At 73.9% G+C, this 25,663-nt stretch carries 21 protein-coding genes; 7 read left to right on the top strand and 14 right to left on the bottom strand.

The features are described 5' to 3' along the window. The first annotated feature begins 87 nt into the window (after positions 1-87). Genes ACZ5ID_RS01740 through ACZ5ID_RS01730 form a run of 3 tightly spaced genes read left to right on the top strand, consistent with a single transcriptional unit; the run spans position 88 to position 4,098 of the window. Complete coding sequence (locus ACZ5ID_RS01740) at positions 88-1,257, top strand: thiolase family protein (protein ID WP_468892456.1); 1,170 nt, start codon at positions 88-90, stop codon at positions 1,255-1,257. A 1-nt stretch (position 1,258) separates the two neighbouring features. Further along, entirely contained in the window at positions 1,259-3,196 is a 1,938-nt protein-coding gene (locus tag ACZ5ID_RS01735; RefSeq protein ID WP_468892454.1) for an AMP-binding protein, read from the top strand. 50 nt (positions 3,197-3,246) lie between these two features. Then, positions 3,247-4,098 (top strand): MBL fold metallo-hydrolase, encoded by an 852-nt coding sequence (locus ACZ5ID_RS01730; RefSeq protein ID WP_468892452.1) that lies wholly within the window; start codon positions 3,247-3,249, stop codon positions 4,096-4,098. A gap of 10 nt (positions 4,099-4,108) precedes the next feature. Here the strand turns inward: ACZ5ID_RS01730 and ACZ5ID_RS01725 are convergent, their stop codons facing one another. The 7 genes from ACZ5ID_RS01725 to ACZ5ID_RS01695 are packed head-to-tail and all read right to left on the bottom strand — an operon-like array spanning position 4,109 to position 13,271. Beyond that, a complete protein-coding gene (locus ACZ5ID_RS01725; protein WP_468892450.1) occupies positions 4,109-4,906 on the bottom strand; it encodes a thioesterase II family protein in 798 nt (265 codons plus the stop codon). Continuing rightward, positions 4,903-5,142 (bottom strand): acyl carrier protein, encoded by a 240-nt coding sequence (locus ACZ5ID_RS01720; RefSeq protein ID WP_468892448.1) that lies wholly within the window; start codon positions 5,140-5,142, stop codon positions 4,903-4,905. The genes ACZ5ID_RS01725 and ACZ5ID_RS01720 overlap by 4 nt, the downstream gene beginning before the upstream one ends. A gap of 2 nt (positions 5,143-5,144) precedes the next feature. After that, positions 5,145-7,070 (bottom strand): HAD-IIIC family phosphatase, encoded by a 1,926-nt coding sequence (locus ACZ5ID_RS01715; RefSeq protein ID WP_468892446.1) that lies wholly within the window; start codon positions 7,068-7,070, stop codon positions 5,145-5,147. Next, positions 7,067-8,098: a 3-oxoacyl-ACP synthase III family protein gene (locus ACZ5ID_RS01710; RefSeq protein ID WP_468892444.1), complete on the bottom strand. Its 1,032-nt coding sequence runs from the start codon at positions 8,096-8,098 to the stop codon at positions 7,067-7,069. Before ACZ5ID_RS01710 ends, ACZ5ID_RS01715 begins: the two co-directional genes overlap by 4 nt. After that, entirely contained in the window at positions 8,095-11,130 is a 3,036-nt protein-coding gene (locus tag ACZ5ID_RS01705; RefSeq protein ID WP_468892442.1) for a type I polyketide synthase, read from the bottom strand. The genes ACZ5ID_RS01710 and ACZ5ID_RS01705 overlap by 4 nt, the downstream gene beginning before the upstream one ends. Further along, the gene (locus ACZ5ID_RS01700) at positions 11,127-11,441 is read right to left on the bottom strand and encodes an acyl carrier protein (protein ID WP_468892440.1); all 315 of its coding nucleotides are present in this window, start codon (positions 11,439-11,441) and stop codon (positions 11,127-11,129) included. The genes ACZ5ID_RS01705 and ACZ5ID_RS01700 overlap by 4 nt, the downstream gene beginning before the upstream one ends. A 42-nt stretch (positions 11,442-11,483) precedes the next feature. Beyond that, the gene (locus ACZ5ID_RS01695; RefSeq protein ID WP_468892439.1) at positions 11,484-13,271 is read right to left on the bottom strand and encodes a fatty acyl-AMP ligase; all 1,788 of its coding nucleotides are present in this window, start codon (positions 13,269-13,271) and stop codon (positions 11,484-11,486) included. A gap of 369 nt (positions 13,272-13,640) precedes the next feature. Between ACZ5ID_RS01695 and ACZ5ID_RS01690 the strand changes: the two genes are divergently transcribed. From ACZ5ID_RS01690 to ACZ5ID_RS01675, 4 genes are all read left to right on the top strand, one after another. Continuing rightward, on the top strand, positions 13,641-15,236 hold the full coding sequence (locus ACZ5ID_RS01690; protein WP_468892437.1) for a DHA2 family efflux MFS transporter permease subunit: 1,596 nt from the start codon (positions 13,641-13,643) through the stop codon (positions 15,234-15,236). 2 nt (positions 15,237-15,238) lie between these two features. Continuing rightward, positions 15,239-15,913, top strand: coding sequence for a TetR/AcrR family transcriptional regulator (locus tag ACZ5ID_RS01685; protein ID WP_468892435.1), 675 nt, complete (start codon positions 15,239-15,241; stop codon positions 15,911-15,913). Between the two features lie 120 nt (positions 15,914-16,033). After that, on the top strand, positions 16,034-17,278 hold the full coding sequence (locus ACZ5ID_RS01680; protein ID WP_468892433.1) for an alpha/beta hydrolase family protein: 1,245 nt from the start codon (positions 16,034-16,036) through the stop codon (positions 17,276-17,278). A 291-nt stretch (positions 17,279-17,569) separates the two neighbouring features. Next, a complete protein-coding gene (locus ACZ5ID_RS01675; protein ID WP_468892431.1) occupies positions 17,570-18,385 on the top strand; it encodes an AfsR/SARP family transcriptional regulator in 816 nt (271 codons plus the stop codon). 67 nt (positions 18,386-18,452) lie between these two features. On the opposite strand, the gene ACZ5ID_RS01670 is transcribed toward ACZ5ID_RS01675, so the two are convergent. The 7 genes from ACZ5ID_RS01670 to ACZ5ID_RS01640 form a co-directional block, all read right to left on the bottom strand. Next, positions 18,453-19,619, bottom strand: a complete 1,167-nt coding sequence (locus tag ACZ5ID_RS01670) for a lactate 2-monooxygenase (RefSeq protein ID WP_468892429.1) — start codon at positions 19,617-19,619, stop codon at positions 18,453-18,455. A 155-nt stretch (positions 19,620-19,774) separates the two neighbouring features. Beyond that, entirely contained in the window at positions 19,775-20,350 is a 576-nt protein-coding gene (locus ACZ5ID_RS01665) for a TetR/AcrR family transcriptional regulator (RefSeq protein WP_468892427.1), read from the bottom strand. After that, on the bottom strand, positions 20,347-21,822 hold the full coding sequence (locus ACZ5ID_RS01660) for an MFS transporter (RefSeq protein ID WP_468892425.1): 1,476 nt from the start codon (positions 21,820-21,822) through the stop codon (positions 20,347-20,349). The genes ACZ5ID_RS01665 and ACZ5ID_RS01660 overlap by 4 nt, the downstream gene beginning before the upstream one ends. A gap of 130 nt (positions 21,823-21,952) precedes the next feature. Beyond that, positions 21,953-22,789 carry an alpha/beta hydrolase gene (locus tag ACZ5ID_RS01655; protein ID WP_468892423.1) on the bottom strand — a complete coding sequence of 279 codons (837 nt, stop codon included), beginning with the start codon at positions 22,787-22,789 and terminating at the stop codon, positions 21,953-21,955. Further along, positions 22,782-23,630, bottom strand: a complete 849-nt coding sequence (locus ACZ5ID_RS01650; protein ID WP_468892421.1) for a tryptophan 2,3-dioxygenase — start codon at positions 23,628-23,630, stop codon at positions 22,782-22,784. Before ACZ5ID_RS01650 ends, ACZ5ID_RS01655 begins: the two co-directional genes overlap by 8 nt. A gap of 32 nt (positions 23,631-23,662) precedes the next feature. Continuing rightward, positions 23,663-24,445 (bottom strand): SDR family oxidoreductase, encoded by a 783-nt coding sequence (locus tag ACZ5ID_RS01645; protein ID WP_468892420.1) that lies wholly within the window; start codon positions 24,443-24,445, stop codon positions 23,663-23,665. A 103-nt stretch (positions 24,446-24,548) separates the two neighbouring features. Further along, positions 24,549-25,655, bottom strand: a complete 1,107-nt coding sequence (locus ACZ5ID_RS01640; protein WP_468892418.1) for a 2Fe-2S iron-sulfur cluster-binding protein — start codon at positions 25,653-25,655, stop codon at positions 24,549-24,551. Positions 25,656-25,663: the final 8 nt, after the last annotated feature.

Here is a 25,663-nt window from a genome sequence, read left to right as displayed (position 1 = left end):
CGGTTCCGTTCCGTCAGTCCGCCGGGAGGGCGCGGCCCTCCCCTTCCGCAGGCGGGTCCTCGACCGGCCGGAGGAGCGGGGAATCTGATGCTGTCCGACATCGCGGTCGTCCACGGGGCACGCACCCCCGTGGGGCGTTTCAAGGGGGCCCTGCGGTCCGTCCCGGCGCACCGGCTCGGCGCCCTGGTGATCAGGGAGGCGCTGCTGCGCGCGGACGTCGATCCGCAGAGCGTCGACGAGGTCGTCCTCGGCTGCGTCGGCCAGGTGGGGCCGGACGCGTTCAACGCGCGGCGCGCCGCCCTGGCCGCCGGACTGCCCGCCGGGGTCCGCGCGTACAACGTCAACCGGCTGTGCGGTTCCGGCCTCCAGGCCGTCTGGTCCGCGGCCCAGACGCTCGCGCTGGGCGAGGCACAGGTGATGGTGGCCGGCGGCAACGAGTCGATGACCCGGCAGCCGCTGCTCGACTACGGCGAGCGCGCCGCCGACGAGCTCCCCGGTGAGCCCTGGATCGACGGTACGTTCTCCCTGGTCACCGACCCCTTCTCGCACGGCCCGATGGGGCTGACGGGGGAGACGGTGGCCGCGCGGTTCGCCATCTCCCGGGCGCGCCAGGACAGCTGGGCCGCCGGGAGCCAGCAGCGGGCCGCCGAGGCCCTGGCCAAGGGGCGGTTCACCGCCCAGATTGTTCCCGTACCCACCCCGGACGGCACGGTCGGGCAGGACGAACACCCGCGCCCCGGCACCACCGTGGAGCGCCTCGCCCGGCTCGACCCCGCGTTCACCCCCGACGGCACGGTCACCGCAGGGAACTCGGCCGGGATCAATGACGGGGCCGCCGCCGTGGTGCTGACACGCCTCACGGACCTGCGCGCGGGGACCGTCCCGCTGTGTCTGCTGCGGGATGTGGTGGTCACCGCCCTGGAACCGGAGATCATGGGCTTCGCGCCCGCCGGGGCCATCCGGAAGCTGCTGCGGCGCGCCGGGCTGGACGCCGGCGACATCGCGGTCGTCGAGCTCAACGAGGCGTTCGCCGCACAGGTCCTCGCGGTCCTCGACGACCTCCGACTCGACCCCGAGCGGGTCAACCCCAACGGCGGGGCCATCGCGCTCGGCCATCCGGTCGGCGCGACCGGCACGGTCCTGCTGCTCAAGGCCGCCCATGAACTGCGCCGCACCGGCGGACGGTTCGCCGTCGTCGCGCTGTGCATCGGTGGCGGCCAGGGCATCGCCGCGCTCGTCGAGAACCCGGAGGCGTGACGTGGGCGAGTACGCCTGGTACCCCGGCCGGGAGCTGATCCGGGACAGCAACGTCGCCCGGTTCTGCCGGGCCCACGGCCTGGACGGCTACCGCGCGCTGCAGGCCCGCTCGGTCGCGGACCCCGAGTGGTACTGGTCGGCCGCCGCCCGCGACATCGGCGTCGTCTGGCACGAGGAACCGCGGCGCACCCGCGACGGGCAGGGCGGGATCGCCGCCACCCGCTGGTTCCCCGGCGGGCGGACCAACCTGGTCGACTCCTGTCTGGAGCGCCATGTGCGGGGCGGGCGCCCGGACGCGACCGCACTGCGGTGGGAGCGCGAGGACGGCACACAGGGACGCCTCGGCTACCGCGAGGCCGCGCGCCTCAGCGCCCGGGTCGCCACGGGACTCCGCGGCCTGGGAGTGGGGGAGGGGGACCGGGTGGCGGGGTATCTGCCGCCCGGTCCCGAGGCCTTCCTGCTGCTCTTCGCCTGTGCCCGCGTCGGCGCCGTCCTCGTCCCCGTGTTCTCCGGCTTCGGCGCCGACGCCCTGGCGGTGCGCCTCGCCGACGCCGGGGCGCGGGTGCTGGTCACGGCCGCCTCCACCACCCGGCACGGCAGACGGTACGAGATGCTGCCGGTCGCCCGCGCGGCGGCGGAGCGGGTCCCGGACGTGACCCACCTGGTGGTCGTCGCCGACGAGCCGCCCGGCCCCGCGCCCGCGCCCGCCCCGGCCACCACCACCTGGCGGGCGCTCACCGAGGCGGAGCCCGCCGAGACCGTTCCGCTGGCAGCCGACGCGCCCTTCCTCCTCCTGTACACCTCCGGCACCACCGGACGCCCCAAGGGCGCCGTCCACACCCACGGCGGATTCCCCGTCCAGGTCGGCTCCGAGGTCCGCTACAACCTCGATGTGCGCCCCGACGACGTGGCGTTCTGGGTCACCGACCCCGGCTGGATCATGTTCGCGCTGGTCGCGATCGGCTGCACCCTCGCGGGCGCCTGCGTCCTCACGTACGAGGGCGCCGTCGACCACCCCGGCGCGGACCGGCTGGGACGGCTGCTGCAGGAGCACCGGGTCAGCGTCTTCGGCAGCTCGCCCAGCCTCGCGCGGGCCCTGATGGCCACCGGGGCGCCCGCGCCCACCTCGTCCCGGCTGCGCGTGCTCGGCTCCACCGGCGAGCCCTGGACCGAGGACGCCTGGCGCTGGTACTCCGAGCAGGTCGGCGGCGGTCGCTGCCCCGTCATCAACATCAGCGGCGGCACGGAGGTGGGCGGCTCGCTCCTGGCCTCCGCGCCCACCGTCCCCCAGACGCCGTGCGGCTTCACCGGACCGTGCCTCGGTATCGACGCGGTCATCGAGCACGCCGACGGCGGCGAGGCCGGCGAGGGCGAGCTGGGCGAGCTGGTGGTGCGCCAGTCCTGGCCGGGCATGACGCGGGGCCTGTGGCGCTCGCCCGAGCGCTTCGCCCGCACCTACTTCGGCCGCAGGCCCGGCCGCTGGTCCCACGGCGACCTGGTGTCCCGCTCGGACGGTGAGTGGTTCGTGCACGGACGCCTCGACGACGTGATGAAGGTGGCGGGCAAGCGGCTGGGCCCCGCCGAGGTCGAGGAGGCCGCGCTGAAGGACCCCGCCGTGGCCGAGGCGGCGGCGGTCGGGGTGCCGCACCCGGTGAAGGGCGAGGCGCTCTGGTGCTTCGTGGTGCCCGCGACCGGGACGCTGTCGGGGCCGCAGGCCGAGCGGATCCGGGCCCGCGTGGCCGAGGCGCTCGGGCCCGCCTTCCGGCCCAGCCGGGTCCTCGCCCTGCCCGAACTGCCGCGCACCCGCACCGGCAAGGTGATGCGCCGCCTCATCCGCGACTGCGCCACCCAGGACGAACCCGGCGACCTGTCCACCCTCGCCAACCCGCACAGCCTCCACGCGCTGCGCGCCGCCCTCCACGAGGCGGCCGACGGCTGACACCGGACCGGCCGCCGCGCCCCGACGGCGGCCACACCCAAGGGAGCCCCATGCCGACGATCGACATCCTCCTGCCCGGCTTCGCCATCGACACCGACCAGGGCTACCCCGCCTTCTGCGGCGTCTTCCTGGTCCGGGGCGCCGACGCCACCGGCCGCCCCCGTACCGTCCTCGTCGACGCCGCCCACGTCGGCCGCCGCCCCCATCTGTGGGCGGCGCTCGCGGCCCACGGCCTCACCGCGGCGGACATCGACACCGTGGTGCTCACCCACGCCCACTGGGACCATGTGCAGAACATCGACCTGTTCCCCCGCGCCGAACTCCTCCTCCACGGCGACGAACGGCGCTACGCCCACGCGCCGCACTCCAACGACTGGGCGACCCCCGCCTGGACGGGGCTGCTCCTGGAGCAACTGCCCATCCGCGAGGTGGCGGACGGCGAGGAGATCCTGCCCGGCGTCGGCGTCATCGCCCTGCCCGGCCACTCGCCCGGCAGCATCGGCGTCCTGGTCGACACCGACGCCGGGGTCGCCGCGATCACCGGCGACGCCCTGCACTTCGCGTACGTGGCCACCACCCGCCGCAACCCGCTGGTCTTCTGGGACGCCGACCTCGCGGCCCGCAGCATCGACCGGGTGGTGCGGGAGGCCGATGTCATCTATCCGGGCCACGACCGCCCCTTCCGCCTCACCGCCGACGGCGCCGTCGACTACCAGGAGTCCTTCGCGCTCACCCTCACCGGGCTGCGCCCCGACACCGAGGGGCTCGCCTTCGCCGACGGCTCCTCGCGCCCGTTGTGGATCATGCCCGGCGTGGACGAGCAGCGCGCCCTGTACGAGAAGAACGCGGGTGAGGCGCGGCGGCGCATGGCCGGGGTGCCGCGCGTGGTGGGGCCACGGTGAGGCGGCCCCCTCACACGGGGGCCCGACGGGCTTCGGCGAGCAGGCCGGTCAGCGAGCGGTTGAGCTCCTCGAAGAAGGGCTCGGGGGCCTCGCGCGGGAAGAAGTGCCCGCCCGGCACCGTCGTGAGGCGGAACTCGCGCCCGTACCGCTCCCAGGCGTACACCGACCCGGCGTCCACGAGCGCGTCGTCCGCGCCCGCGAAGGCCCGGATGTCCAGCGGCAGCCGCTGCCCCTCCTCGGCCGGGTCCGGCAGTCCCGCCGCCCGGTGGCTGGCGCAGATCCGCAGATCGTCCCGGACGACGGGCAGCAGCGCCCGCAGCCAGTCGGCCCGCCCCAGGAACTGCGGGTGCAGCCCGCCGACGTCCACCAGCAGCCGGGCGAGCTCCGCGTCGCCGTACAGATCGGCGGGCGGCAGCGGCGGAGTGAGGTGCGGGGCCGCGTACGCGCCGACGAACACGGCGAGCGGCGCCCGGCCCCCCGCCCGCATCCGGGCCGCCACCACCGCGAAGGCGAGCAGCGCGCCCATGCTGTGCCCGTACACCGCGTACGGGCGGTCCAGCCATGGCGCGAGTTCGTTCGCGAGGGCCCCGGCCGCGGTCCCCGCGTCCTGGAACCGCCGTTCGCGCAGACGGGACTCGCGGCCGGGCAGCTGCACCGGCAGGACGTCGACGCCGGGCACGACCCGGGACGGCCACGGACCGTAGAACGAGGCGCCGCCGCCCGCGTGGTGGAAGCAGAACAACCGCAGCGGCGCGTCCTCGCGCGGCGCCCGGAGGAGGCAGCGCGCCGGCGCGGCCGGCCCGTTCACGCGCGCACCACCTCGTACATCTGCTGGAAGGTCACGGCCTCCAGGAGACCGGCCACCGGGATACGGCGGCCCGTGACGTTCTCCACCACGGTGACCAGGCGCAGCAGATGGACCGAGTCCCACTCGGCCACTTCGTCCAGTGGCCGGTCGAGGTCCTCGGGGGCGATGCGGATACCGAGCTCGTCCTCCAGGAGCGCGCAGAACCCGGCGGTGTCGGCGATGGCGGTGGCGGTCATGGTCAGCTCTCCTGGAAGGCGGTGTGCAGCCGCAGATGGGCCGGGGCGGGTGTGATGTCGCGCAGTGCGTGGCGGAACACCACGGTGGTGGGGTCGTCGGGGGCCACGCCCGTGGGGACGAAGCCGTGGTCGGGGTAGAAGGAGGCGAAGGCGGCGTTGCGCGAGGTGGGCCGGTGGCGGGCCCGCGCGCCGCGGGCGCCGGACGTGGCCGCGTGCTCCAGCACGGCCGCCAGACAGGCGCTCTCGATGCCGCGCGAGAACACCCGGCAGCTCAGCACGTAGTTGTCGATGTGCAGGTCCTGTGCGTCACGGCGCAGGAACACCGCCCCCACCAGGCCGTGGTCGCCGAACCGGTCGCGGGCGTGGACCACCAGTACGGCGCGGTCGGGGTCCTCGGCCCACTCCCGCACCTGCGGCAGTTGCAGCCGTTCGGGCGCCAGGTGGAACTGGTTGGTGCGCAGGGTGAGTTGGGAGACGCGGGGCAGCTCGTGGGGCTCCGGTGGGCGTACCGTCACCTCGATGCCGAGGCCGTCCAAATAGTCCTGGTAGGAGCCGGTGTCCTCGCGGAACTCCTGGCGCCGGACCTCCGTGCGGTAGCGGCCGGCCCGCTCGCGGTCCTCGTCGGTGAGCACGGGCAGGTCGAACCAGCCGTCCGCGAGCAGCGCGGCCGGGTGCAGCGCGGGCTCCTCGTCGACCCGGACCACCGCGACCTGCGGCAACCGCTCCCGTACCAGCCCGCATTCGAAGGTGCTGTCGTCGACGAAGACGAAGCTGTCCAGACCGATCCCGAGCCGCTCGGCGATGTCGCGCAGATTGTCGTGCTTGGCCGACCAGTTGGCGTTGACGCGGACGAAGTCGTCCTCGCGCAGCAGCATCGAGGGGTGGTCGCGCAGCGCGGCGCGCACCTGGTCGTCGTCGTTCTTGCTGCTGACGGCGAGCAGGACGCCCTGGGAGCCGAGCTGGGCCAGCACCCGCTGGAACTCGACGAACGCCTCGCCCCGGAACCCGCCGCCGAGCTCGACACCCTCCATTCCGTCCTCACCGAGCACCCCGCCCCACAGCGTCCCGTCCAGATCGAGGACCAGGCACTTGCGGGTCCGGCCGAGCAGCCCGGTGACGAGGTGGCCGACATCGCGGGCGTACTCCGCCAGCAGCCCTTCGGCGAGGCGTGCCTTGGCGTACAGCCCCGTACGCGGCTCGTACGCCGGAGTGCCCCGGGCGACCAGCGGGTCGAGGTCGACCACGGTCAGCCCGGGGTGCTCCTCGGCGAGGGCGAGCACTCCGCTGTTGAACTCCCGCCACACCACGCCGAGCCGGGCCCGGGAGCGCAGGTCGATCAGCTGGCGGGCGTGGCCGTGCAGCAGCGGGACGGTGTTGAGGACCAGGGGGCCCCGCCCGGCGTCCTGGTGGGCGCGGACGGCCCGGCCGATCAGGGCGAGCCGGGAGCGGGCCGCGCTCTCCACGTCCTCGACCCGCCAGGGCAGCGGCACTTCCTCGAAGACGGTGTGCGCGTCCAGCAGGCACAGGGTGAGGCGGGGCGGGGCGCCGCCCGGGGAGCCGGGCCCGAGGAGGTCCGCGAGGTACGAGCCGTACGGCGAGAGCACCGGGTCGAGGAGCAGTCCGTGGCGCGCCAGCTCCGCGGTGAGCGGGGCGACCAGCGGGGCGACGGTGGACTGGCCGGTCACGGCGACGGTGACCACGGGCACGTCCGGGTGGTGGCGGGCGACCTCCTCGCGGTCGAGCCGGGCGAGCAGTTGCCCGGCGGCGGGCAGTTGGGCCCCGGGCAGCCGGGCGAGCAGGGGGCGCACTGAGGGATACGCGGCTTCGAGGCGTCCGGCCGCGTACAGGCCGCGCAGGGTCCGCAACGCCTCGGGGGCCAGCCAACTGCCCGTACCGGACGGGGCGTTGAGCGGTTCGGTCGTGGTCATGCGCGCTCCAGGGCGATACCGGACTTGATCCACTTGCTGGACTCCACGGCGACGGTGACGGCGCGCCCGCCGCCCTCCCACTGGCCGAGCAGTTCGGCGAGCTGGAGGAAGGGCAGGGCGTTGCCGTTGTTGCCCACCGTGCGCACCACGTTGACCCGCCGGGCCAGCGGGGCGGGCATCGCGTCGGAGATACGGTCGCTCATCCGGCCCGACAGCTGGGGCGGGAGCAGATAGTCCACCTGGTCGGCGGTCCAGCCCACGTCCCCGATGAGCTCCCAGAACATCTGGGTCGCCAGGACCGGCACGGCCGCCTCGATGGCCTTGTAGTCCTCGCTGACCGCGGTGCGGTCGCTGTGCCGGTCGCCCAGGCCGAACCACTCGATGACCTGTCCGGGCGCTTTGCCCAGGCCCACCAGGCGGTTGAGGACCTGGCGGATCTCGACGCGCTCCCCGAAGGACTCGGCGCTGAGCACGGCCGCGCCCGCCCCGTCGCCGAACAGGACGTAGTTGACCAGCTCGGCCGGGGTGCGCGAGCCGGCGTCGAAGTCGGTCTCCAGGTGCTTGGCGCAGACGTCGCCGCCGATCACCAGCACCGTCGAGCAGCGTCCGGCCAGGAGCAGGGTGCGGGCCACGTCGAGCGCCTGCACGGCTCCGGCGCAGCCGGACTGGAGCTGGTAGGTGGGGACGTTGTCGATGCCGAGGCGGTCCGCCACCAGGTTGACGGTGGCGGGCATCAGCTGGTCCGGGGTGGCGGTGCCCATGACGACGCAGTCGATGTCCACGGCTTCCAGGCCCGCCGCCGCGAGGGCCCGGTCCGCGGCGGTCGAGGCGATGTCGGCCAGGGAGTGGCGGACCCGGCCGGTCGCCAGGTCGACGGCGAAGTGGCGGCTGACGTTGCCGATGAACATGTCGGCCCACTGCTCGTCGATGCCGACGAGCTTGGCCAGGGTGGCGTTGTCCACCGGTTCGCCCGGCAGACAGGTGCCGACCGAGACGAGATGGGCGACGGGGGCGGGTGACGGGCTCATGTGCGCGGTCCTTCCGGGGTGGACGGCTCGGCTGCCGCCGCGGACGCGGCCGGTACGAGCAGGCGCTCGGCGAGATAGCGGCTGAGGTCGCCCACGGTCTCCAGACTCGCGAGCAGCTCCTCGACGGGCAGACTGCCGAGTTCGGGCAGCTCGTTCTCGATGCGGGTCTTCAGCTCCATGACCTGGATCGAGTCGAAGCCGAGGTCCTCGGCCAGGCGGGAGCTGCTCCGTACGGAGGAGTCGTCGTGCCCGCCGACCCGGCACACCAAGCGGCGGGTCACCTCGGACACCCGGTGGGGAGCGCCCTCGTCCGGACCCGGCGGGCGCGCCGGGACGGGGTCCGTCGCCGGGGCCTCGGCCTCCACGGCGGGGAGGCGGGGCGCGGGTGGCTCGGGGGCGGTGGCCGAGCGCCAGGCGCGGAAACTGTCGTCGAAGACGTACGGCGGCAGCCGGCGCGGCACCCGGTCCGCCTCCGGGTACAGGCTGTCCCAGCCGGGGGCCGCCCCCGTGCTCCACAGCTCGCCGAGCAGATGGTGCAGCGGGTGGCGGGGCGCGCGCTCGCCCGGGTGGGCGGCGAGGCAGCGCACCGGGTCCGCGTCGGCGGCCCCGAGCCGGGCGAGCAGGGGGGTGAGCACGGCGCGCGGGCCGATCTCCACGACATGGGTGACGCCGGACGCCAGCAGGTCGGCGGCGGCGTCGGAGAATCGTACCGGCGCGGTGATCTGGCGCGCCCAGTACGCGGCGTCCATGCGCTCCTCCTCGCCCATGACCCGCCCGTACAGGGTCGAGAAGACCGGCACCGCGGGCGCGCGCACCACCACGTCCGCGCCCTCGGTCAGGAACGGCTCGACGGCCGGCCGCATCAGCGGGGAGTGGAAGGCGTGCGAGACCGTCAGCGGGCGGGCGGTGACACCCCGGTCGGCCAACGCGCCGCGCAGCCGGGCGAGTTCGTCGAGGTCACCGGCGACCACGGTGGTGCGCGGGCCGTTGACGGCGGCGACGCACACGCGCGCGGGGTCGCCCGGCAGCGCCCGCGTCTCCGCCTCCGGCAACGGCACGGAGAGCATGCCGCCGCCGTCCGGCAGCGCCTCCATGAGCGCGCCGCGCCGGGCGACCAGACGGGCCGCGTCGGCGGGGTCGAGTACCCCGGCCGCGCAGGCTGCGGCGAACTCGCCGACGCTGTGGCCGATGACGGCCGCCGGACGGATTCCGGCGTCGGCCAGGGCGCCCGCCATCGCGTACTCGACCGCGAAGAGCGCGGGCTGCGCCAGACCCGTGCGGTGCACCCCCGGGTCGCCCTCCAGGACCGCGTCGCGCACCGAGCGGCCGACATGGACGGCGAGCTGCCCGTCGATCTCGTCGAGGAGGCGGGCGTAGACGGGGGAGGAGGCGTACCAGGAGGCGGCCATACCGGGGTGCTGGGCGCCCTGGCCGGTGAACGCGAACGCCACCGCGGGCGCGGTGCGTCGCACCCCGCCGTCCTCGTCGCGGGTGCGCCCGGCCGCCTCGCGCAGCCCCGCCACCAGGGTCCCCAGATCGTCGGCGGTGACGGCGACGCGGTGCGGCAGCCGGGACTTGACGCGGTTGCTGGTCCAGCACAGCTGGGCGAGCCGGTCCTCGGGCTGCCGGGCCAGCGCGTCGGCCTGGGCCAGCAGATTGGGGCCCAGTTGACGTGCCGAGCGGGCCGAGACGGTGAACACGCCCGGGACCCGCGCGCCGGAGTGGTGGACCGCGCGCGGCGGCGAGGCGAGCACGGCGTGCGCGTTGGTGCCGCCCATGCCGAAGCTGCTGACGGCGCCGTGCACGGTGCCGGACGGCAGCCGCAGCGGGGATCTGAGCAGTGCCAGGCGGCGTTCGGGCAGGTGGAGGCCCGGATTCTCGTCGTCGGCGAACCGGCTCGGCGGTACGGTGCGGTGGTGCAGCGCGAGGACGGTCTTGACGACTCCCGCGATCCCGGCGGCGCCCTCGGCGTGCCCGAAGTTGCTCTTGACCGAGCCGAGGGCGACGCTGCCGCCGCTGCGACCGCCGGTGAGTGCTCCGAGCGCCTGCGCCTCCATCATGTCGCCGAGGAGGGTGCCGGTGCCGTGCGCCTCGATGAAGCCGATGTCGTCGGCGCCGACCCCGGCCGAGCGCCACACCCTCTCGATCAGCTGCTGCTGGGCCCACCGGTTGGGCGCGGTGATGCCGTTGCTGCGGCCGTCCTGGTTGACGCCGGTGCCGCGCAGCACGGCGTAGACGGGCTGGCGTTCGGCCAGCGCGTCCGCGAGCCGGCGCAGGACCAGGACGGCGACGCCCTCGGCGCGCCCGATCCCGTCGGCGGAGGCGCTGAACGGCTTGCAGCGGCCGTCCGGCGCGGACAGGCCCGCCTGTGTGTAGAAGATGTTGAGGACCGGCGTCATGATCAGGTTGGTGCCGCCGGCGAGCGCGTAGTCGCAGTCGCCCGTCCGCAGCGCCCCGGCCGCCAGATGCAGTGCGACCAGCGAGGACGAGCAGGCCGTGTCGACGGCGAGGCTGGGCCCCCTGAGGTCGAGGTGGTACGAGACGCGGTTGGCGCCCATGAAGTAGCCGTTGCCGGAGCCGTGCCGGGCGGTGATCCGGTCGTAGTCGGCGAGTTGCAGATGGGCCCACTCGTTGGCCATCACCCCCACGAACACACCCGTGTCGGTGCCGGCCAGGTCCTCGGGGGCCACCGTGGCGTCCTCGACGGCCCGCCAGGCGCACTGGAGCAGGAGCCGCTGCTGCGGGTCCATGGCGGCGGCCTCGCGCGGCGCGATCCCGAAGAAGGCGGGATCGAAGGCGTCCGGGTCGTCGATGAACCCGCCGCGTACGGTGTTGGAGCGGCCGGGGGGCCGGGCCTCGCCGGGGGCGGCGGGGCCGTCCTGCCGGTAGCGGTCCGCCTCCCAGCGCTCCTCGGGGACGCGACGGGTGCCGTCGCGGCCCTCCATCAGGAGCTGCCAGAACTCGCCCGCGTCCCGGGCCCCGGGGAAACGGCAGTCCAGTCCGACCACCGCGACCGGTTCGGGTGCGCTCACGAGGCGGCCCCGGAGTCCCCCGCGGCGAGCAGCCCGGCCAGGTGCCCGGCGATGGCCCGTACCGTCGGGAAGTCGTAGGCGAGGGTCGGCGGGACCGCCAGCAGGTGGCGCTCCTCTATCTCGCCGCAGATGCCGATCGCGGCCACCGAGTCGATGCCGTAGTCGGCGAGCGGGGTCGTCGGGTCGATCTCCCGGACGGGCGGGTGCAGATGGAAGGCGACCCGGTCGATGAGCCACTTCTCCAGGTCCGCCGGGGTCAGGACGGGGGTCTGCGGACGGATCGCGGTGCGGGTGTCGGGCGCGATGGGCATGGGGAACCTCTTCCTTGGTAGCGCTCGGTGGGCCGGGCGGCCTCAGCGGCCGGGGGCGGCCAGCGGAGCCGGCTGCTCGGCGGCCGGGGCGAGGAGGGCCGCCACCGGCCGTTCCAGGCGCTGGTGGAGTACGGACAGGGAGCCGTCGAGGAACAGACGGCGCATCAGGGTGCGCTGGGTCTTGCCGCTGGTGGTCTTGCGGACCGCGCCGGGGCGCACCAGGACCACACTGGCCGCGGGGAGCTGGAACCTGCGGCTGAGCACGGCCTGGACCTGCGCGGCGAGGGCGGGCAGATCGTGTTCGCCGTGCCGGCTGGGCCGCACCTCCTGCACCACCACCACGTGACCGCGGTCGTCCTGCTCGTCCCCGACGGTGAACACCGCGCCGCCGCCGCGACGCAGGGACGGGCCGGAGTCCTGCACGGCCTGCTCGATGTCCTGCGGGTAGAGGTTGCGGCCGTGGTGGATGAGCATCTCCTTGATGCGTCCGGTGACGAACAGCTCCCCGGCCACCAGACCGCCGAGGTCGCCGGTGCGCAGACAGCCCGAGCGGCCGTCGGCGGTCGTGGCGCGGAAGGTCTCCTCGGTGGCCTCGGGACGGTTCCAGTAGCCGCGCGCGACCGAGGGTCCGCGCAGCCAGATCTCCCCGACCCGGCCGTCCGCCAGCGCCTCGTGGGTCATCGGGTCGACGACCAGCACCTCGCAGCCGGCGGGTGCGCCGCAGCCGACCAGGGTCCTGGAGGTGCGGTCCGGGCGGGCGGGGCGCAGCTCGTGCTGCTCCAGCAGGTGCGCGTCGACGACCAGTTCGACGTGGCGCGCGGTGGTGTCCCCGGCGGAGGCGAGCAGGGTGTTCTCGGCCAGGCCGTAGCAGGGGAACAGCGCCTCGGGGCGCAGTCCGTTGGCGGCGAAGCGGGCGGTGAAGGTACGGATGGTGGCGGCGCGCACCGGCTCCGCGCCGTTGAGGGCCACCCGCAGGCTGGACAGGTCGAGCCCCTCGGCCTGTTCGTCGGTGGTGCGGCGGGCGCACAGCTCGTAGCCGAAGTCGGGCGAGGCGGTGCCCTCGACGCGGTAGTCGTGGATCATCCGTAGCCAGCGGTGCGGTTGCTTGATGAAGGAGATGGGCGACATCTGGACGCTGGTGCCGCCCATCCACAGCGGGTGCAGCGTCATGCCGATGAGGCCCATGTCGTGGTAGAGCGGCAGCCAGCTGCCGGTGACGACGCCGGGCCCGGTGAGCATCGCGCGGTGGATGGCCTCCTGGTTGGCGGCCAGGTTGGCGTGCGTGACCATGACGCCCTTGGGCCGGCTGGTGGAGCCCGAGCTGTACTGGAGGAAGGCGATGTCGTCGTCGCGGACCTCGGGCGGGAGCCACAGTGCGGGATCCCCGCCGTCGTCCTCCAGCGCCAGGCACACCACGTCCCGCTCGCCCGAGGCCGCCAGCCAGGCGGCGAGCGACTGGCGCTGCTCGGGGACGGTGAGGACCGCGCCCACCGAGGCGTCCCGCAGGATGCCGCTGACCCGGGCCAGCCGCTCGCCCGGCTCGTCCGGCAGCGGCGCGGGGATGGCCGTGCGCCCGGCGTAGAAGCAGCCGAGGAAGGCGGTCACGAACTCCAGGGTGGGCGGATAGAGCAGCAGCACCGGCCGGTTCGGGTCACCCGGCGCCTCCTGGCGCAGCCGGGCGGCGAGAAGGCGGGCGCGGCGGTCCAGTTCGGCGTAGGTGATCTCCTCGGGCCGCATGGTCGGGCCGTCCTCGTGCAGGTACACGAACGCGGGCCGGTCGGGGTGCTGCTCCGCTCCGGCGCGTACGGCCTCGGTCAACGTCCTGTGCATCTCTTCCCCTGTCACTGGGTCCGGTGTCGCTGGATACGGGCTGACGCGGCACCAAGTGCCATCTGTCGGACCATCGTTGGCGGGAAGTGAAAAGGACCTGTAAAGGCAGCCTTGCGGTGCACGTCGCAGCTTCGGGGCTTCCCGCAGGTGCGGTGGAGTGGGGGAGTGCGGGGCCCGTTCGTCCGTACGGGGAGGGACGGTTGGCACGCAGTGCCGCACCATCGTGGGCCATCCGGAGCCGTCCGGATATGAGTCAGGACTGTTTCGATACGGCATTGACTCGATTGGCGGGCGGGTCTAGCGTCGGTGACCGCACAGCGACAGACGGCAGTTCACGCAGCACCCTCTTCCTTCCGAGGAGCGGCATCCGTGACCACTCAGCTCGCATCCCGTCCGGCCGAGCAGGACCGGGCCGCCGCCCACCGCTGGTGGGTCCTCGGCGTCCTCGTCGTGAGCCTCCTGCTCGTGGTCCTCGACACCTCGATCCTCAACGTCGCGCTCAAGACGCTCGCCGAGCCCGCGCCCCGGGGCCTGGGCGCCTCCTCCGGCGCGCTCCAGTGGTCGGTGGACTCCTACACGCTCGTCTTCGCGGCCCTGCTCTTCAGCACCGGCGTACTGGCCGACCGCTGGGGCCGCAAACGCACCCTGGTGGCCGGGCTCGTCGTCTTCGGCGGCTGCTCGCTCTGGTCCGCCCTCGCGGGCAGCGCGGGCGAACTCATCGCCGCCCGCGCGGGCCTCGGCGTCGGCGGCGCCCTGGTCATGCCGGCCACCCTGGCGATCATCATGAACGTCTTCCCGCCGGACGAACACGCCAAGGCCGTCGGGATCTGGGCCGGAGCCGCCGGTCTGGCGGTCGCGGTGGGACCCATCACCGGCGGCGCGCTCCTGGAGCACTTCTGGTGGGGCTCGGTCTTCCTCATCAACATCCCGATCGTCGTGATCGGCACCGTCGCCGCGCTGGTCGTCGTACCGGAGTCCCGCGACCCCGGACGCGGCGGCTACGACCCGGTCGGCGTCGCCCTGTCCGTGGCGGGTCTCACCCTGCTGGTGTACGGGGTGATCCAGGGCGGCGAGCACGACGACTGGGCGGCGGCCCGGGCGTGGGGGACGATGCTCGGCGGGCTCGTGGTGCTCGCGGCGTTCGTCCTGTGGGAGCGGCGGGCCGCGCGCCCCGCGCTCGATGTGGCCCTGTTCCGCGTCCCGCGTTTCTCGGCCGCCGTGACCGTCATCGGCCTGGTCTTCTTCGCGCTCCTCGGCGCCACCTTCTTCCTGGTCTTCTATCTGCAGAGCGTGCGCGGCTGGACGCCCCTCCAGGCCGGATACTGTTTGCTGCCGCTGGCCGTCGCCCAGTTGGTGTGCTCACCGCCCGCGACACTGGCGGCGCGGCGGATCGGGGTGCGGCCGGTGTGCACCGCCGGGATGCTGCTGACCACGCTGGCCTTCGTCACCGTCGCCGCCGTCGACGCGCACACCTCGCTGTGGCTGCTCGAATCCGTCTTCTTCCTCCTCGGTGTGGGCATCGCCTGTGTGATGCCGCCCGCCACGGCCGCCGTGATGTCGGCCCTGCCCCGGCAGCGGGCCGGCACCGGCTCCGCCGTCAACACCACCTTCCGCCAGGTGGGCGGGGCGCTCGGCGTCGCGGTCCTCGGCTCGGTGCTGTCCACCGCGTACCGCTCGCGGATGTCCGGCCATCTGGCGGCCGTGCCGGAGCAACTGCGCGACAGGGCCGGGGAGTCCGTGCAGAGCAGCCTCGCCGTCGCCGACGCGCTCGGGCCGCGCGGCACCGCCCTCGCCGACCACGCCGTCGACGCGTTCGTCTCCGCGATGCACGTCACCGCACTGGTCGCCGCCGGAGTCACCCTCCTCGGCGCCCTCCTCAGCCTGCTCCTGCTGCCCGCCCGCACCCCGGACGGACACACCGGAGCCGAGAAACCCGCCAGAGCCCACCACCCCACGGAGGTCTGAGCATGCGACCACCCGTTCCACCGGAGGCCGGGGGCGCCGCGCCCGCCGGCCTCCGGCCCGCGTCCGCCCCGGCCGCCCGGAACACCGCCCGCGGCGGACGCCCGCGCGACCCCGCCGCCGACCGGGCGATCCTGGAAGCCGTCCTCGGTCTGCTCGGCGAGGGGCACAGCTTCCGGGCCCTGTCGATGGACCTGGTGGCCCAGCGGGCCGGGGTCGCGCGTGCCACCGTCTACCGCCGCTGGCGCAACAAGGAGGAGCTGGTGCTCGCGGCCCTGAGCAGCCTCGACGTACCCGTGACGCCCTCGGAGGGACTGCCCCTGCGGGACCGTCTCGTGGACCTGGTCGACCAGATCCGCCACCGAGGCCAGGACACCAACCTGCACCGCCTCCTGGCCGGCCTCCTCGGGGAGGCGGTGCACCGCCCGCAGCTCGTGGAGCGGTACGAGGACACCGCGGTCGCCGCACGGAGGGACGCCATGCGGCAGGTGCTGCGCGACGGGCTGGACAGCGGGGAGCTGCGCCCCGGACTCGACGTCGACCAGGCCATCGAGCTGCTCACCGGACCGATGCTCGCCCGGCTGATCCTGCGTCAGCGGCCGGTGGAGTCGGCGGCGTTCGCGGAGGCGATCGTCGACACCTTCCTCGACGGCACCAGGTCCCGCCCCACACCCCGGTAGCCCGCGCGCACCACCCGGCCGGGCACCGGTACGCACTGGTCGGCCGCGCGCACGCGCACGGCCATCCGCCCGTCCCCCCGGACGGGCCCCGAACCGCCTCCCCACCCAGGAGCCGCACCCATGAAGTTCCTCTTCGACGATCCCGCCTTCGACTACCAGGCCCTACGGGCGGCCGGCTACGCCGACTTCGGCGGCGCCCAGCTCGGCGAGGTCATCGCCGTCGCCTCGCGCATCCCCGACGGCGACACGGACGCCTGGCGGCGCGAGTGGACCGCGCTGGCCGAGCGCGTCCACGGCCTCGCCGCCGCCGCGCTCGCCCAGGGCCGTACCGTCGACGCCCGCGCCTCCCTGCTGCGCGCCCACACCTACTACCGCACCGCCGAGTTCTTCCTGCGCGACGACCCGCACGACCCGGAGGCGGCACGGCTGATGCGGCTCTCCAAGGAGACCTTCGCCGAGGCCGCCCGGCTCATGGAGCGCCCACCGGAGTTCGTCCGCATCCCGTACGGGGACGGCTCGCTGCCGGGGTACTTCTACCGGGCCGACGACTCCGGGGGCCCCCGCCCCACGCTCATCCACCACGGCGGCATCGACTCCACGCTCGAAGAGGGCCACTTCTTCATCGCAGCCGCCGCCCAGGCGCGCGGCTACCACTGCCTCTGCTTCGAGGGGCCCGGCCAGGGCTCGGTCCTGCGCGAGCAGGGCCTCACCTTCCGGCCGGACTGGGAGGAGGTGGTCACGCCCGTGGTCGACTTCGCGCTGGCCCGGCCTGGAGTGGACCCCGAGCGCATCACTCTGATGGGGACCAGCCTCGGCGGGCTGCTCGCCGTCCGGGCCGCCGCGTTCGAGCACCGGCTCGCCGGGTGCGTGGCCCATGACGCGGTCTGGCAGCTCGGCGACGTGGTGTGGCTGCCGCCGTTCGTCCTCGAATGGGTGGAGCAGGGCTGCGACGACTTCGCCAACCCGGTGATGTACGGGATCGCCGTCCAGCAGACCTTCACGCGCTGGCTGCTGCGGCAGGCGATGTGGACGTTCGGCGCCCACAGCCCGGCCCAACTCCTGCGCCGTATGCCCGCGTTCGGCCTCGCGGACGTGATCGGCCGGGTGCGCTGTCCGGTCCTCGTGCTCGACGCCGAGGAGGACATGTTCTTCGCCGGTCTGGAGCACGCGAAGAAGGTGTACACCGGCCTCAACAGTCCCAAGACCCTGCATGTCTTCACCGCGGACGGGGGCGGCGGAGCGCACTGCCACTCCGGCTCCATGACCCTCTTCCACGACCGGGTCTTCTCCTGGCTGGCCGGGACACCGAAAGCCGGGACACCGAAGGCCGGTGCCCCGCAGCCCGAACCGGCGCCGTCCGTCTGAGCGTTCGCGCTCGCACGCCCGAGGCGGGCGGCCCGGGGGACACCCCGGCCGCCCGCCTCCGGCGTCCGTATGCGGCGCCCGGAATTAATAATCGAATTCCCGCTGATTGGTGGCCGAAATGGCTCGCGGGTGCTGCGCTCCAGGTGTTAGCGTCCTTTTAATGGTTACGTAACGACTGCTCGACTACGATGTTTATCGGCAATCGCGTGCATCGTGGGCGCGAGTGCCCGGGGTGAACGGGGAGATCCGAACTAGTTGAATGCCCGGCAGCATTCAAGGGGGTTGCGTCACGTGTCCCTGTCCTATGCACGACACAGTCATCCGCTGCGCTACGAGGTACTGGGGCGGCTCCGGGTGACCTGTGGCGACGTCGATCTCACGCCGGCGCCACCGAAGATCGCCAAGCTGCTGGCTCTGCTGACGATCCGGGCAGGGGAGACGGTTCCGGGCGACAAACTCATGGCGGAGCTCTGGGAACAGCATCCGCCCCGCTGCGCGGCGGCCAGTCTGCGGGTCTATGTGTCCCAGTTGCGCAAGCTGCTCGCGGCCCCGGGCCGGGCGTCCCCGATCGTCACTGTTTCCCCGGGTTACATTCTCGATGTCAACCAGAACCAACTCGATGTCCGGACCTTCGAGCGGCTGTATGAAAGTGGCCGGGCCCGTTACCTGGCCGCCGACTTCCCGGCCGCGTCGGAGTGTCTGAGAAATGCCCTCGCGCTGTGGCGGGGGCCCGTTCTGGACGGCATGTCGGGGTCTTCGGAGATCAGCTCGTTCGCCGCCGTGGCGGACGAAAAACGGCTGAATTGCATCGAGCTGAATATTGAATCCGCACTGGCGCTCGGCCGCCACCACGCGGTGATAGAGGAGCTCAAGGGACTGGTGGTCCAGCACCCGCTGCGCGAGCCCTTCTACCGGCAGCTGATGGCGGCCCTGTACCGGGTGGGCCGCCAGGGCGACGCGCTCGGCGTCTACCGCAGCGCGCGCCGGGTCATCCGGGAGGAGCTCGGCGTCGAGCCGGGCCCGCCGCTGCGGCTCACCCAGGAGGCCATCCTGCGGGCCGATCCGGCCCGGCTGGAGGCGGTCGGCGTGACGGCGTCGGCGCGCTGATGCACCACCGGCCACCCCGCACCGGCCCGGGTGGTACTCGCGGGGCCGGCGCGGTCGGTGCCGGGCCTCAGAGGACGCGCCGGAGGGCTTCCGGAGTGAGGTCGGCGAGGGTGGGATAGCCGTCCACCGCCATCAGCAGATCCGCCTCGGCGAGCAGCGAGCGCAGGACGTGGACGACACCGTCCGTACCGCCCAGGGCCAGCCCGTACGCGTACGGGCGGCCGACGCCCACGGCCGTGGCGCCCAGGGCGACGGCCTTCACCACGTCCGCCCCGGTGCGCACGCCCGAGTCGAACAGGACGGGCAGATCCCCGGCCGCCTCGACCACCCCGGGCAGCGCGTCGAGCGCGGGCAGCCCGCCGTTGGCCTGGCGCCCGCCGTGGTTGGAGCAGTAGATGCCGTCCACACCACCGTCCCGGGCGCGCCGGGCGTCCTCGGGGTGGCAGATGCCCTTCACTATCAGCGGCAGCTCGGTGAGCGACCGCAGCCAGGGCAGGTCGTCCCAGGTGAGCGGGGCGCCGAAAATCTGCGCCCAGCGCAGGACGGCGCCCCTCGGGTCCTCTTCCGGCGTACGCTCCAGGGCGGCCCGGAAGACCGGGTCGCAGGTGTAGTTGGCCAGGCAGTGCCCGCGCAGCTGGGGGAAGTTGCCGGTGCTCAGATCGCGCGGGCGCCACCCCGTGACCCAGGTGTCCAGGGTGACGACGATGGCCTTGAACCCCGCCTTCTCCGCGCGCCGCACCAGGCTCTCGGCCAGCTCCCGGTCGGTGGGCGTGTACAGCTGGAAGAAGCCCGGTGCCGGGCCGAGCGCGGCGGCCACCTCCTCCAGGGGGTCGACGCTCAGCGTCGAGGCGACCATCGGGACGCCGGTGCGGGCGGCTGCCCGGGCCGTCGCCAGATCCCCGTGCCCGTCCTGGGCGCACAGCCCGACGACCCCGATCGGCGCCATGAACAGCGGCGAGGGCAGCGTCATCCCGAACAGTTCCACGGACAGGTCCCGGCTCGCCGCCCCGACGAACATCCTCGGACACAGCCCCCAGCGCTCGAAGGCCGAGGCGTTGGCCCGCTGGGTGCGCTCGTCACCCGCGCCGCCCGCCACGTACGACCAGAGCGACGGGCCGAGCGCCGCCTCGGCCCGCGACTCCAACTCCTCGTACGTGAACGGGAACCGGGGCACCACGCCGCCGAGGCCCTCGAAGTAGATCTCGTTCTGGTAGAAACCGAATGGCTGGTTCATCAAGCGGCCCTCTCCCTCGATCCCCGGCTCCCCGGGCGACGCGCCCGGGCGCGGACCCACAGTGCCCCATCCCGCGATCCTTCGTGGCGACGGGTTCACGACCCCGGGCGGACGCCCGGCGGGCGGGGCGGTGACGTGCTCAGTCGCCGGCCGGCTCAGTCGCCGTCTATCAGCCGCTGCAGACCGGGCGCGTACAGGTCGGCGACGCGCTCGGGCGCGGCGCGGCTGCCCGCGCCCGGCCGGTGCAGACTCAGCGTCGCCCCGAGCCCCAGCAGCTGCCCGGCGATCAGCTCGGCCCGCAACTCCCCGTCCCGCCCGGGCAGCAGCGCGGCCAGCCGGGCGGTGATCTGCTCGCGGAACCGGTCGCGCAGCAGCGTGCGCTCGTCGTCCCGGCCGAGCGAGAAGACGACCCGGAGCAGCGGATCGCCCCGGAACTCCGCGCGCAGACGCAGCATCGTGAGCACCAGATGCCGCCCCAGCCCGGCGCGCGGCGCCGCGAACAGCTCGTCGGCCACCGGCTGGAAGTCGGCGACCGTGTGGAACAACTGCTCCTTGCTGCCGAACCGCTTGACGATCAGGGACGGGCTGACGCCGGCGTCGGCCGCGATGCCGCGCAGGGTCACCTCGGCGTAGGCGCGCAGCGCGAAGGCGCGGCGCGCGGCCCGCAGGATGGCGTCGCGGCCGGTGCCCTGCTCGGGCGGGCTCGTGCCGGGGTGCTCGGCGGTGGTCATCTGCCCTCCTGGGCCGCGGGCTGCGAGGTCGGCCTCTCGACCGTACCGGGCAGCGGCGCTCCGGCGCGTCCGGGCCGCCGCGCGGGCAGGAACGCCGTCGCCACCAGCGCCAGGAGCGCGGCGCCGGCGGCGATCAGGAAGATCAGCAGATAGGCGTGGAGGGTGGGGGCGGTGCGGCCCGCCGCCACGAACGTGACATTGGCCAGGACCGCGGTGACCACCGCGCTGCAGCAGGCCTGGCCCACCGAGCGCATCAGGGTGTTGATTCCGTTGGCGGCGCCGGTCTCGCTCACCGGGACGCCCTGCATCACCAGGGCCGGGAGCGCCGAGTACGCGATGGCGGTCCCGGCCGAGACCACGGTGGCGCCGGCCACGATCAGCCAGAGGCTGTGGCTGGTGAAGAACCGTACGACGTACCCGAGCGCCATCACACAGGCGGCCAGGGCCAGCGCGGACCTGGGGCCGTACTTGGCGGATATCTTGGCCGACACCGGTGAGAGCGCGACCATCGAGAGGCCGCCGGGCAGCAGGCAGAGTCCGCTGACGACGATGGAGGCGCCCAGTCCGTACCCGGTCGCCTCGGGCTCCTGCACCATCTGCGCGGTCACCAGCGAGTTGGCGTAGAAGGCGAAGCCGATGAAGAGCGCGGCGATGTTGGTGAGCAGGACCGCGGGGCGTGCCGAGACCCGCAGGTCGACGATCGGGGACTCGGTGCGCAGTTCGTAGCGGCCCCAGACGAGGGCGACCACCAGCGAACCGGCCAGCAGGCCGAGGGTGGGCGCCGAGGTCCAGCCCCAGTCGGCGCCCTGGGTGATCGCGAGCAGCAGGCCGACCAGGGCGGCGGTGAGGCCGAGCGTGCCGGGTATGTCGAAGCGGCCGGGGGTGCGCACGGGGGACTCCGGCACGATCCGGAGCACCAGGACCAGATCGAGCAGACCGAGGCCGGCCGACGCCCAGAACATGGTGTGCCAGTCGAAGTGCTCCACGACCAGGGCCGCCACCGGGAGCCCCACGGCGGCGCCGATGCCGAGGGTGGAGCTCATCAGGGCGATGGACGGCAGCACCCGGGCGGGCGGCAGTTCGTCGCGGATGATGCTGATGCCGAGCGGGATGACGGCGAGGGCGGCGCCCTGGAGCGCCCGGCCCGCGATGAGCACGCCGATGTCGGAGGTGGCGGCGCACAGCACCGACCCCGCGGTGAGCACGCCGAGCGAGGCGAGCAGGACGCGCCGCTTGCCGTACATGTCGCCGACCCGGCCGAGGACGGGGGTGAAGACCGCGCCGGTGAGCAGGGTGATGGTGACGAGCCAGCCCGCCGCCCCCGGGGTGCTGCCGGTGAGCTGCGGGATGTGCGGCAGCAGGGGCACGACCAGCGTCTGCATCACGGCGACGACCACGCCGCAGAAGGCCAGCACGGGCACCACGAAGCGGGTGCGGGGCTCGTGGACGGGGCCGGCGGTCGCCGCGGTCATGCTGCTCCAGAGGCTGGTGGGGAGGGGGGTGTACAGGCGTACACCCCCGTTAGGGTAAACGCTTGTGCACCCCCGTGTCCGCACCTTGGGAAAGCTGCCGGAGACGTCCCGGGACGACGGCCCGACGGCCTCAGCCGGACACCGGAGCCAGCCGCCGCAGCGTCTCGATCACCGCCACGGACGCCTCCGACCCCGGCTCGATGAGCGTGTAGTGCCCGGTTCCGGGCAGGACGACGAGCTCCGCGTCCTTGTGGACCGCGGCGTAGTCGGCGAACTGCCCGAGCGGCACCTCCTCGTCCACTTCCCCGTGCAGCACCACCGTCCGCACCCCGGTCGTCCCCCCGCCGTCGCGCAGCAGGGTGAGCGGGTCGACCAACGGCAGCCGTGCCTCGGCCGGCTCGGCGCCGCCCAGCAGTTGCAGCGCCGCCCCGTCGCTGAGGTCGTCGCGGATGGTGGCCGCCAGGTCCGTGAGGGGGGCGAGGCCGAGGATCGCCGCGGGCAGCTCGGTGGTGTGCCAGGGGGAGCTCTCGGGCAGCAGGCCGCGCGCCCCGGCCCACAGGGCGAGATGGCCGCCGGAGCAGTGACCCGCCAGCACGAACGGCCTGCCCTGCGGGATCGTGTCCACGGCCAGCGCGATGTCGTCGAAGGTCTCGGGGTAGCCGCCCGCCCCGCCCGACCGGCGGAAGCCCGGCAGGACCGTGGTGAACCCGTGCCGCGCCAGATGAGCCGCGAACGGGGTCAGATGCATCCGGTCGTAGCGCCAGTAACCGCCGTGCAGCAGCATCACCAGCGGCGCGTCGGGGTCCTCGGCCGGCCACAGGTCGTACACCTGGTGCGGGTGCGAGCCGTACTTGCGGTGCACGGGAGCCAGGACCGGGCGGATGCTCAGCACCCGGCGCTCCTCCTCCAGCGCGAACGCGGACGGAGTCCTGGGCGCGGGGGAGCGGGGCGCGGGCGTCTCAGACATAACTGCGCGCCGTCCACAGCTCGGGGAACACCGACCGGCGGGCGCGCTTCTCCAGCCACGCCACCCCCGGGGAGCCGCCGCTGCCCGCCTTGGCGCCCATCGCCCGGCGGGTGGCGAGCAGATGGTCACTGCGCCAGCGCAGCACCAGCTCGGCGACCTCGGTGAGCTCCTCGCCCAGACGCACCAGCGGATCGTCCTGCGGGCCCGCGTAGATCTGCCGCCACACCTCCTCGACCCAGGAGTCCGGCTGGTAGGCCTCCGTCACGTCCCGTTCGACCACGTGCTCCGGCACGGGCAGTCCGCGCCGGTACAGGAAGCGCAGCACCTCGTCGTAGAGCGACGGCTCGGACAGCGCCGCCTCCAGGTCGGCGTAGACGGCCGGGTGTCCCCGGTGCGCCTGCACCATGGAGCGGGACTTGTCGGCGAGCAGGAACTCCATGTGCCGGTACATCGCCGACTGGAACCCGGAGGCCTCACCGAACGCCGCGCGGAACCCGTTGAACTGGGCCGGGGTCAGCGCGGCCAGCGGCGTCCAGGAGTCGTTGAGCGCCTGGTGCGAGCGGCGGCTGCGGCGCAGCGCGTCCATGGCCTGCTCCAGGTCGTCCTTGCACAACGCGTCCCGTGCCGTGCGCCACTCGTGGACGATGAGGGTGAACCACAGCTCCATCACCTGGGTGGTGACGATGAAAGCCATCTCGCCGGGGTCGTGCGAGAGCGGTCGCTGAAGGGTGGACAGCAGTGAGGCGTGGATGTAGTCCTCGTACGGCGTCGTCCCCTCGAACTGCGCCTGGGGCACCTCGTCGGCCGAGGGCGGGGCGACGGTGCTGGTCTGCTCGGTCATGGGTCTCCGTAGGTGGTGGGCGGGCCGGAGGGTCAGGCCGGCATTCCGATGTGCGCGCCCCCGGTCGCGTCCAGCCACTGGCCGGTGACCCAGCGCGCGTCGTCACTCGCCACGAACGCCACCACATCGGCGATGTCCGACGGGCGGCCGATCCGGTTGAAGACGGAGGTGGCCGCGTACGCGTTCAGCACCTCCGGCACCTTCAGCGTCGGGTTGATCTCCGTGTACGTGAAGCCGGGCGCCACCGCGTTGACCGTGATCCCCCGTGCGCCCAGCTCCGGGGCGAGGGCCAGGGTCAGGGTGTCGAGTGCGCCCTTGGTCATCGAGTACGCCGAGATGTTCGGCATGGCGATCCGGGTGACGCCGGAGGAGATGTTGATGATCCGGCCGCCGTCGCGCAGCCGGCCCAGGCTCTGCTGGATCACGAAGAAGGGGGCCTTGACGTTGACGGCGAAGAGCCGGTCGTACTCCTCCTCGCTCACGTCCGAGATCCGCTTGGGCAGGGTGATCCCCGCGTTGTTGACGAGGATGTCCAGACCGGGCCGGGCGCCGTACTCGGAGAGCCCCTTGTCGAAGGCGGTCCACAGCGCCTCGGCGTCGCCGGGCACGCCGAGCTCGGCGCGGAGCGCGAACGCCCGGCCGCCCGCCGCCTCGATCTCGGCGACGGCCTCCTCGGCGGCCTCGGTGCGGTACCCGTAGTGGACGGCCACCAGGGCGCCCTCGGCGGCGAGCCGCAGCGAGATCGCCCGGCCGATTCCCCGGCTGCCGCCGGTCACCAGCGCCGTCCGGCCGCTCAGCCTGCCCGTACTGGTCATGCTCCACACTCCTGTGTCTCGGGGGCCGCGCGGTCGTCGCGGCGATAGGGGGGAACGGCCATCCCCGGGCGGCGCACGGGCGCCGGGGGCGGCCGGGGCGGGCTCAGGCGTCGAAGTCGAGCGCGATCTCGTCCGACTCCGGCCGGGCCCGGCAGGGCAGCGTGTATCCGGCCGCCAACTCGGCTTTGCCGAGGGCGTACTGACGGTCCATCACCGCACTGCCCCGGACCACCTTGGCGCGGCAGCTGCCGCACAGGCCGTCGCGGCACGAGTACGGGGTCTCGGGCCGGGCGCGCAGGACCGCGTCCAGCACCACCCGGTCCTCGGGCCGCATCACCGTCTCGGTGGTACGGCCGTCCAGGCGGGCGGAGATGAGACCGGTGCGGCCCAGCGGCTCGGGCGGGGGAGCGGGCGGGAGCCCGCCGCCGGTGGTGAAGAGCTCGAAGCGCACCCGTGCCTCGTCCGCGCCCCACCGGGTGAGCGCCTCGCGGACGGTCTCCACCAGCCCCCACGGCCCGCAGAGGTAGAAGTGGGTGCGCGCGTCGGGCTCGGCGCCCAGCAGCGCGAGGAGTTGGGGCAGCCGGGCCCCGTCGATCCGTCCCGACAGCAGTTCGCTCTCGCGCTGCTCGCGGGAGAGCACGTGCAGGGCGAAGAACCGGCCGACGTGGGCGTCCTTCAGGTCGGTCAGCTCGTCCGCGAGAAGCACCGACTGGGCGCTGCGGTTGGCGTACACGAGCGAGACCCGGCAGGCGGGGTCCTGGCGCAGCGCGGTCGCGGCCATGGCGAGCAGGGGGGTGATCCCGCTGCCGCCCGCCACCAGCACATGGTGCGCGCCGGGCACCTCAGCCAGCCGGAAGTCGCCGGTGGGCGGACCCAGTTCGAGGGTGTCGCCCACGGAGAGGTCCGTGGTGGCGTACTCGGCGAAGCCGTCCGCGCCCAGACGTTTGACCACGATCCGCAGCCCCGCCGGGTCCCGGGGCGGCAGACAGACCGAGTAGCTGCGCCGCAGCTCCCGGCCCTCGGGCCGGTGGCGGACGACCACATGCTGCCCGGCGCGGTGCGCGAAGACGTCCGTGAGCGGGCCGGGCACGCTCAGGCTGATCGCCACCGACTCCTCGCCCACCGGCTCCACCGCGGTGACCGGCAGCCGGTACCAGCCCGTCGCCCGGCGTGCGGGCGCCGGGGCGCCGCTAGTCGTCGCTGTCGTCATGATGGTGC

This window comes from Streptomyces sp. NPDC031670 (assembly GCF_055580545.1).
This window is presented reverse-complemented; position numbering and strand designations above follow the sequence as displayed.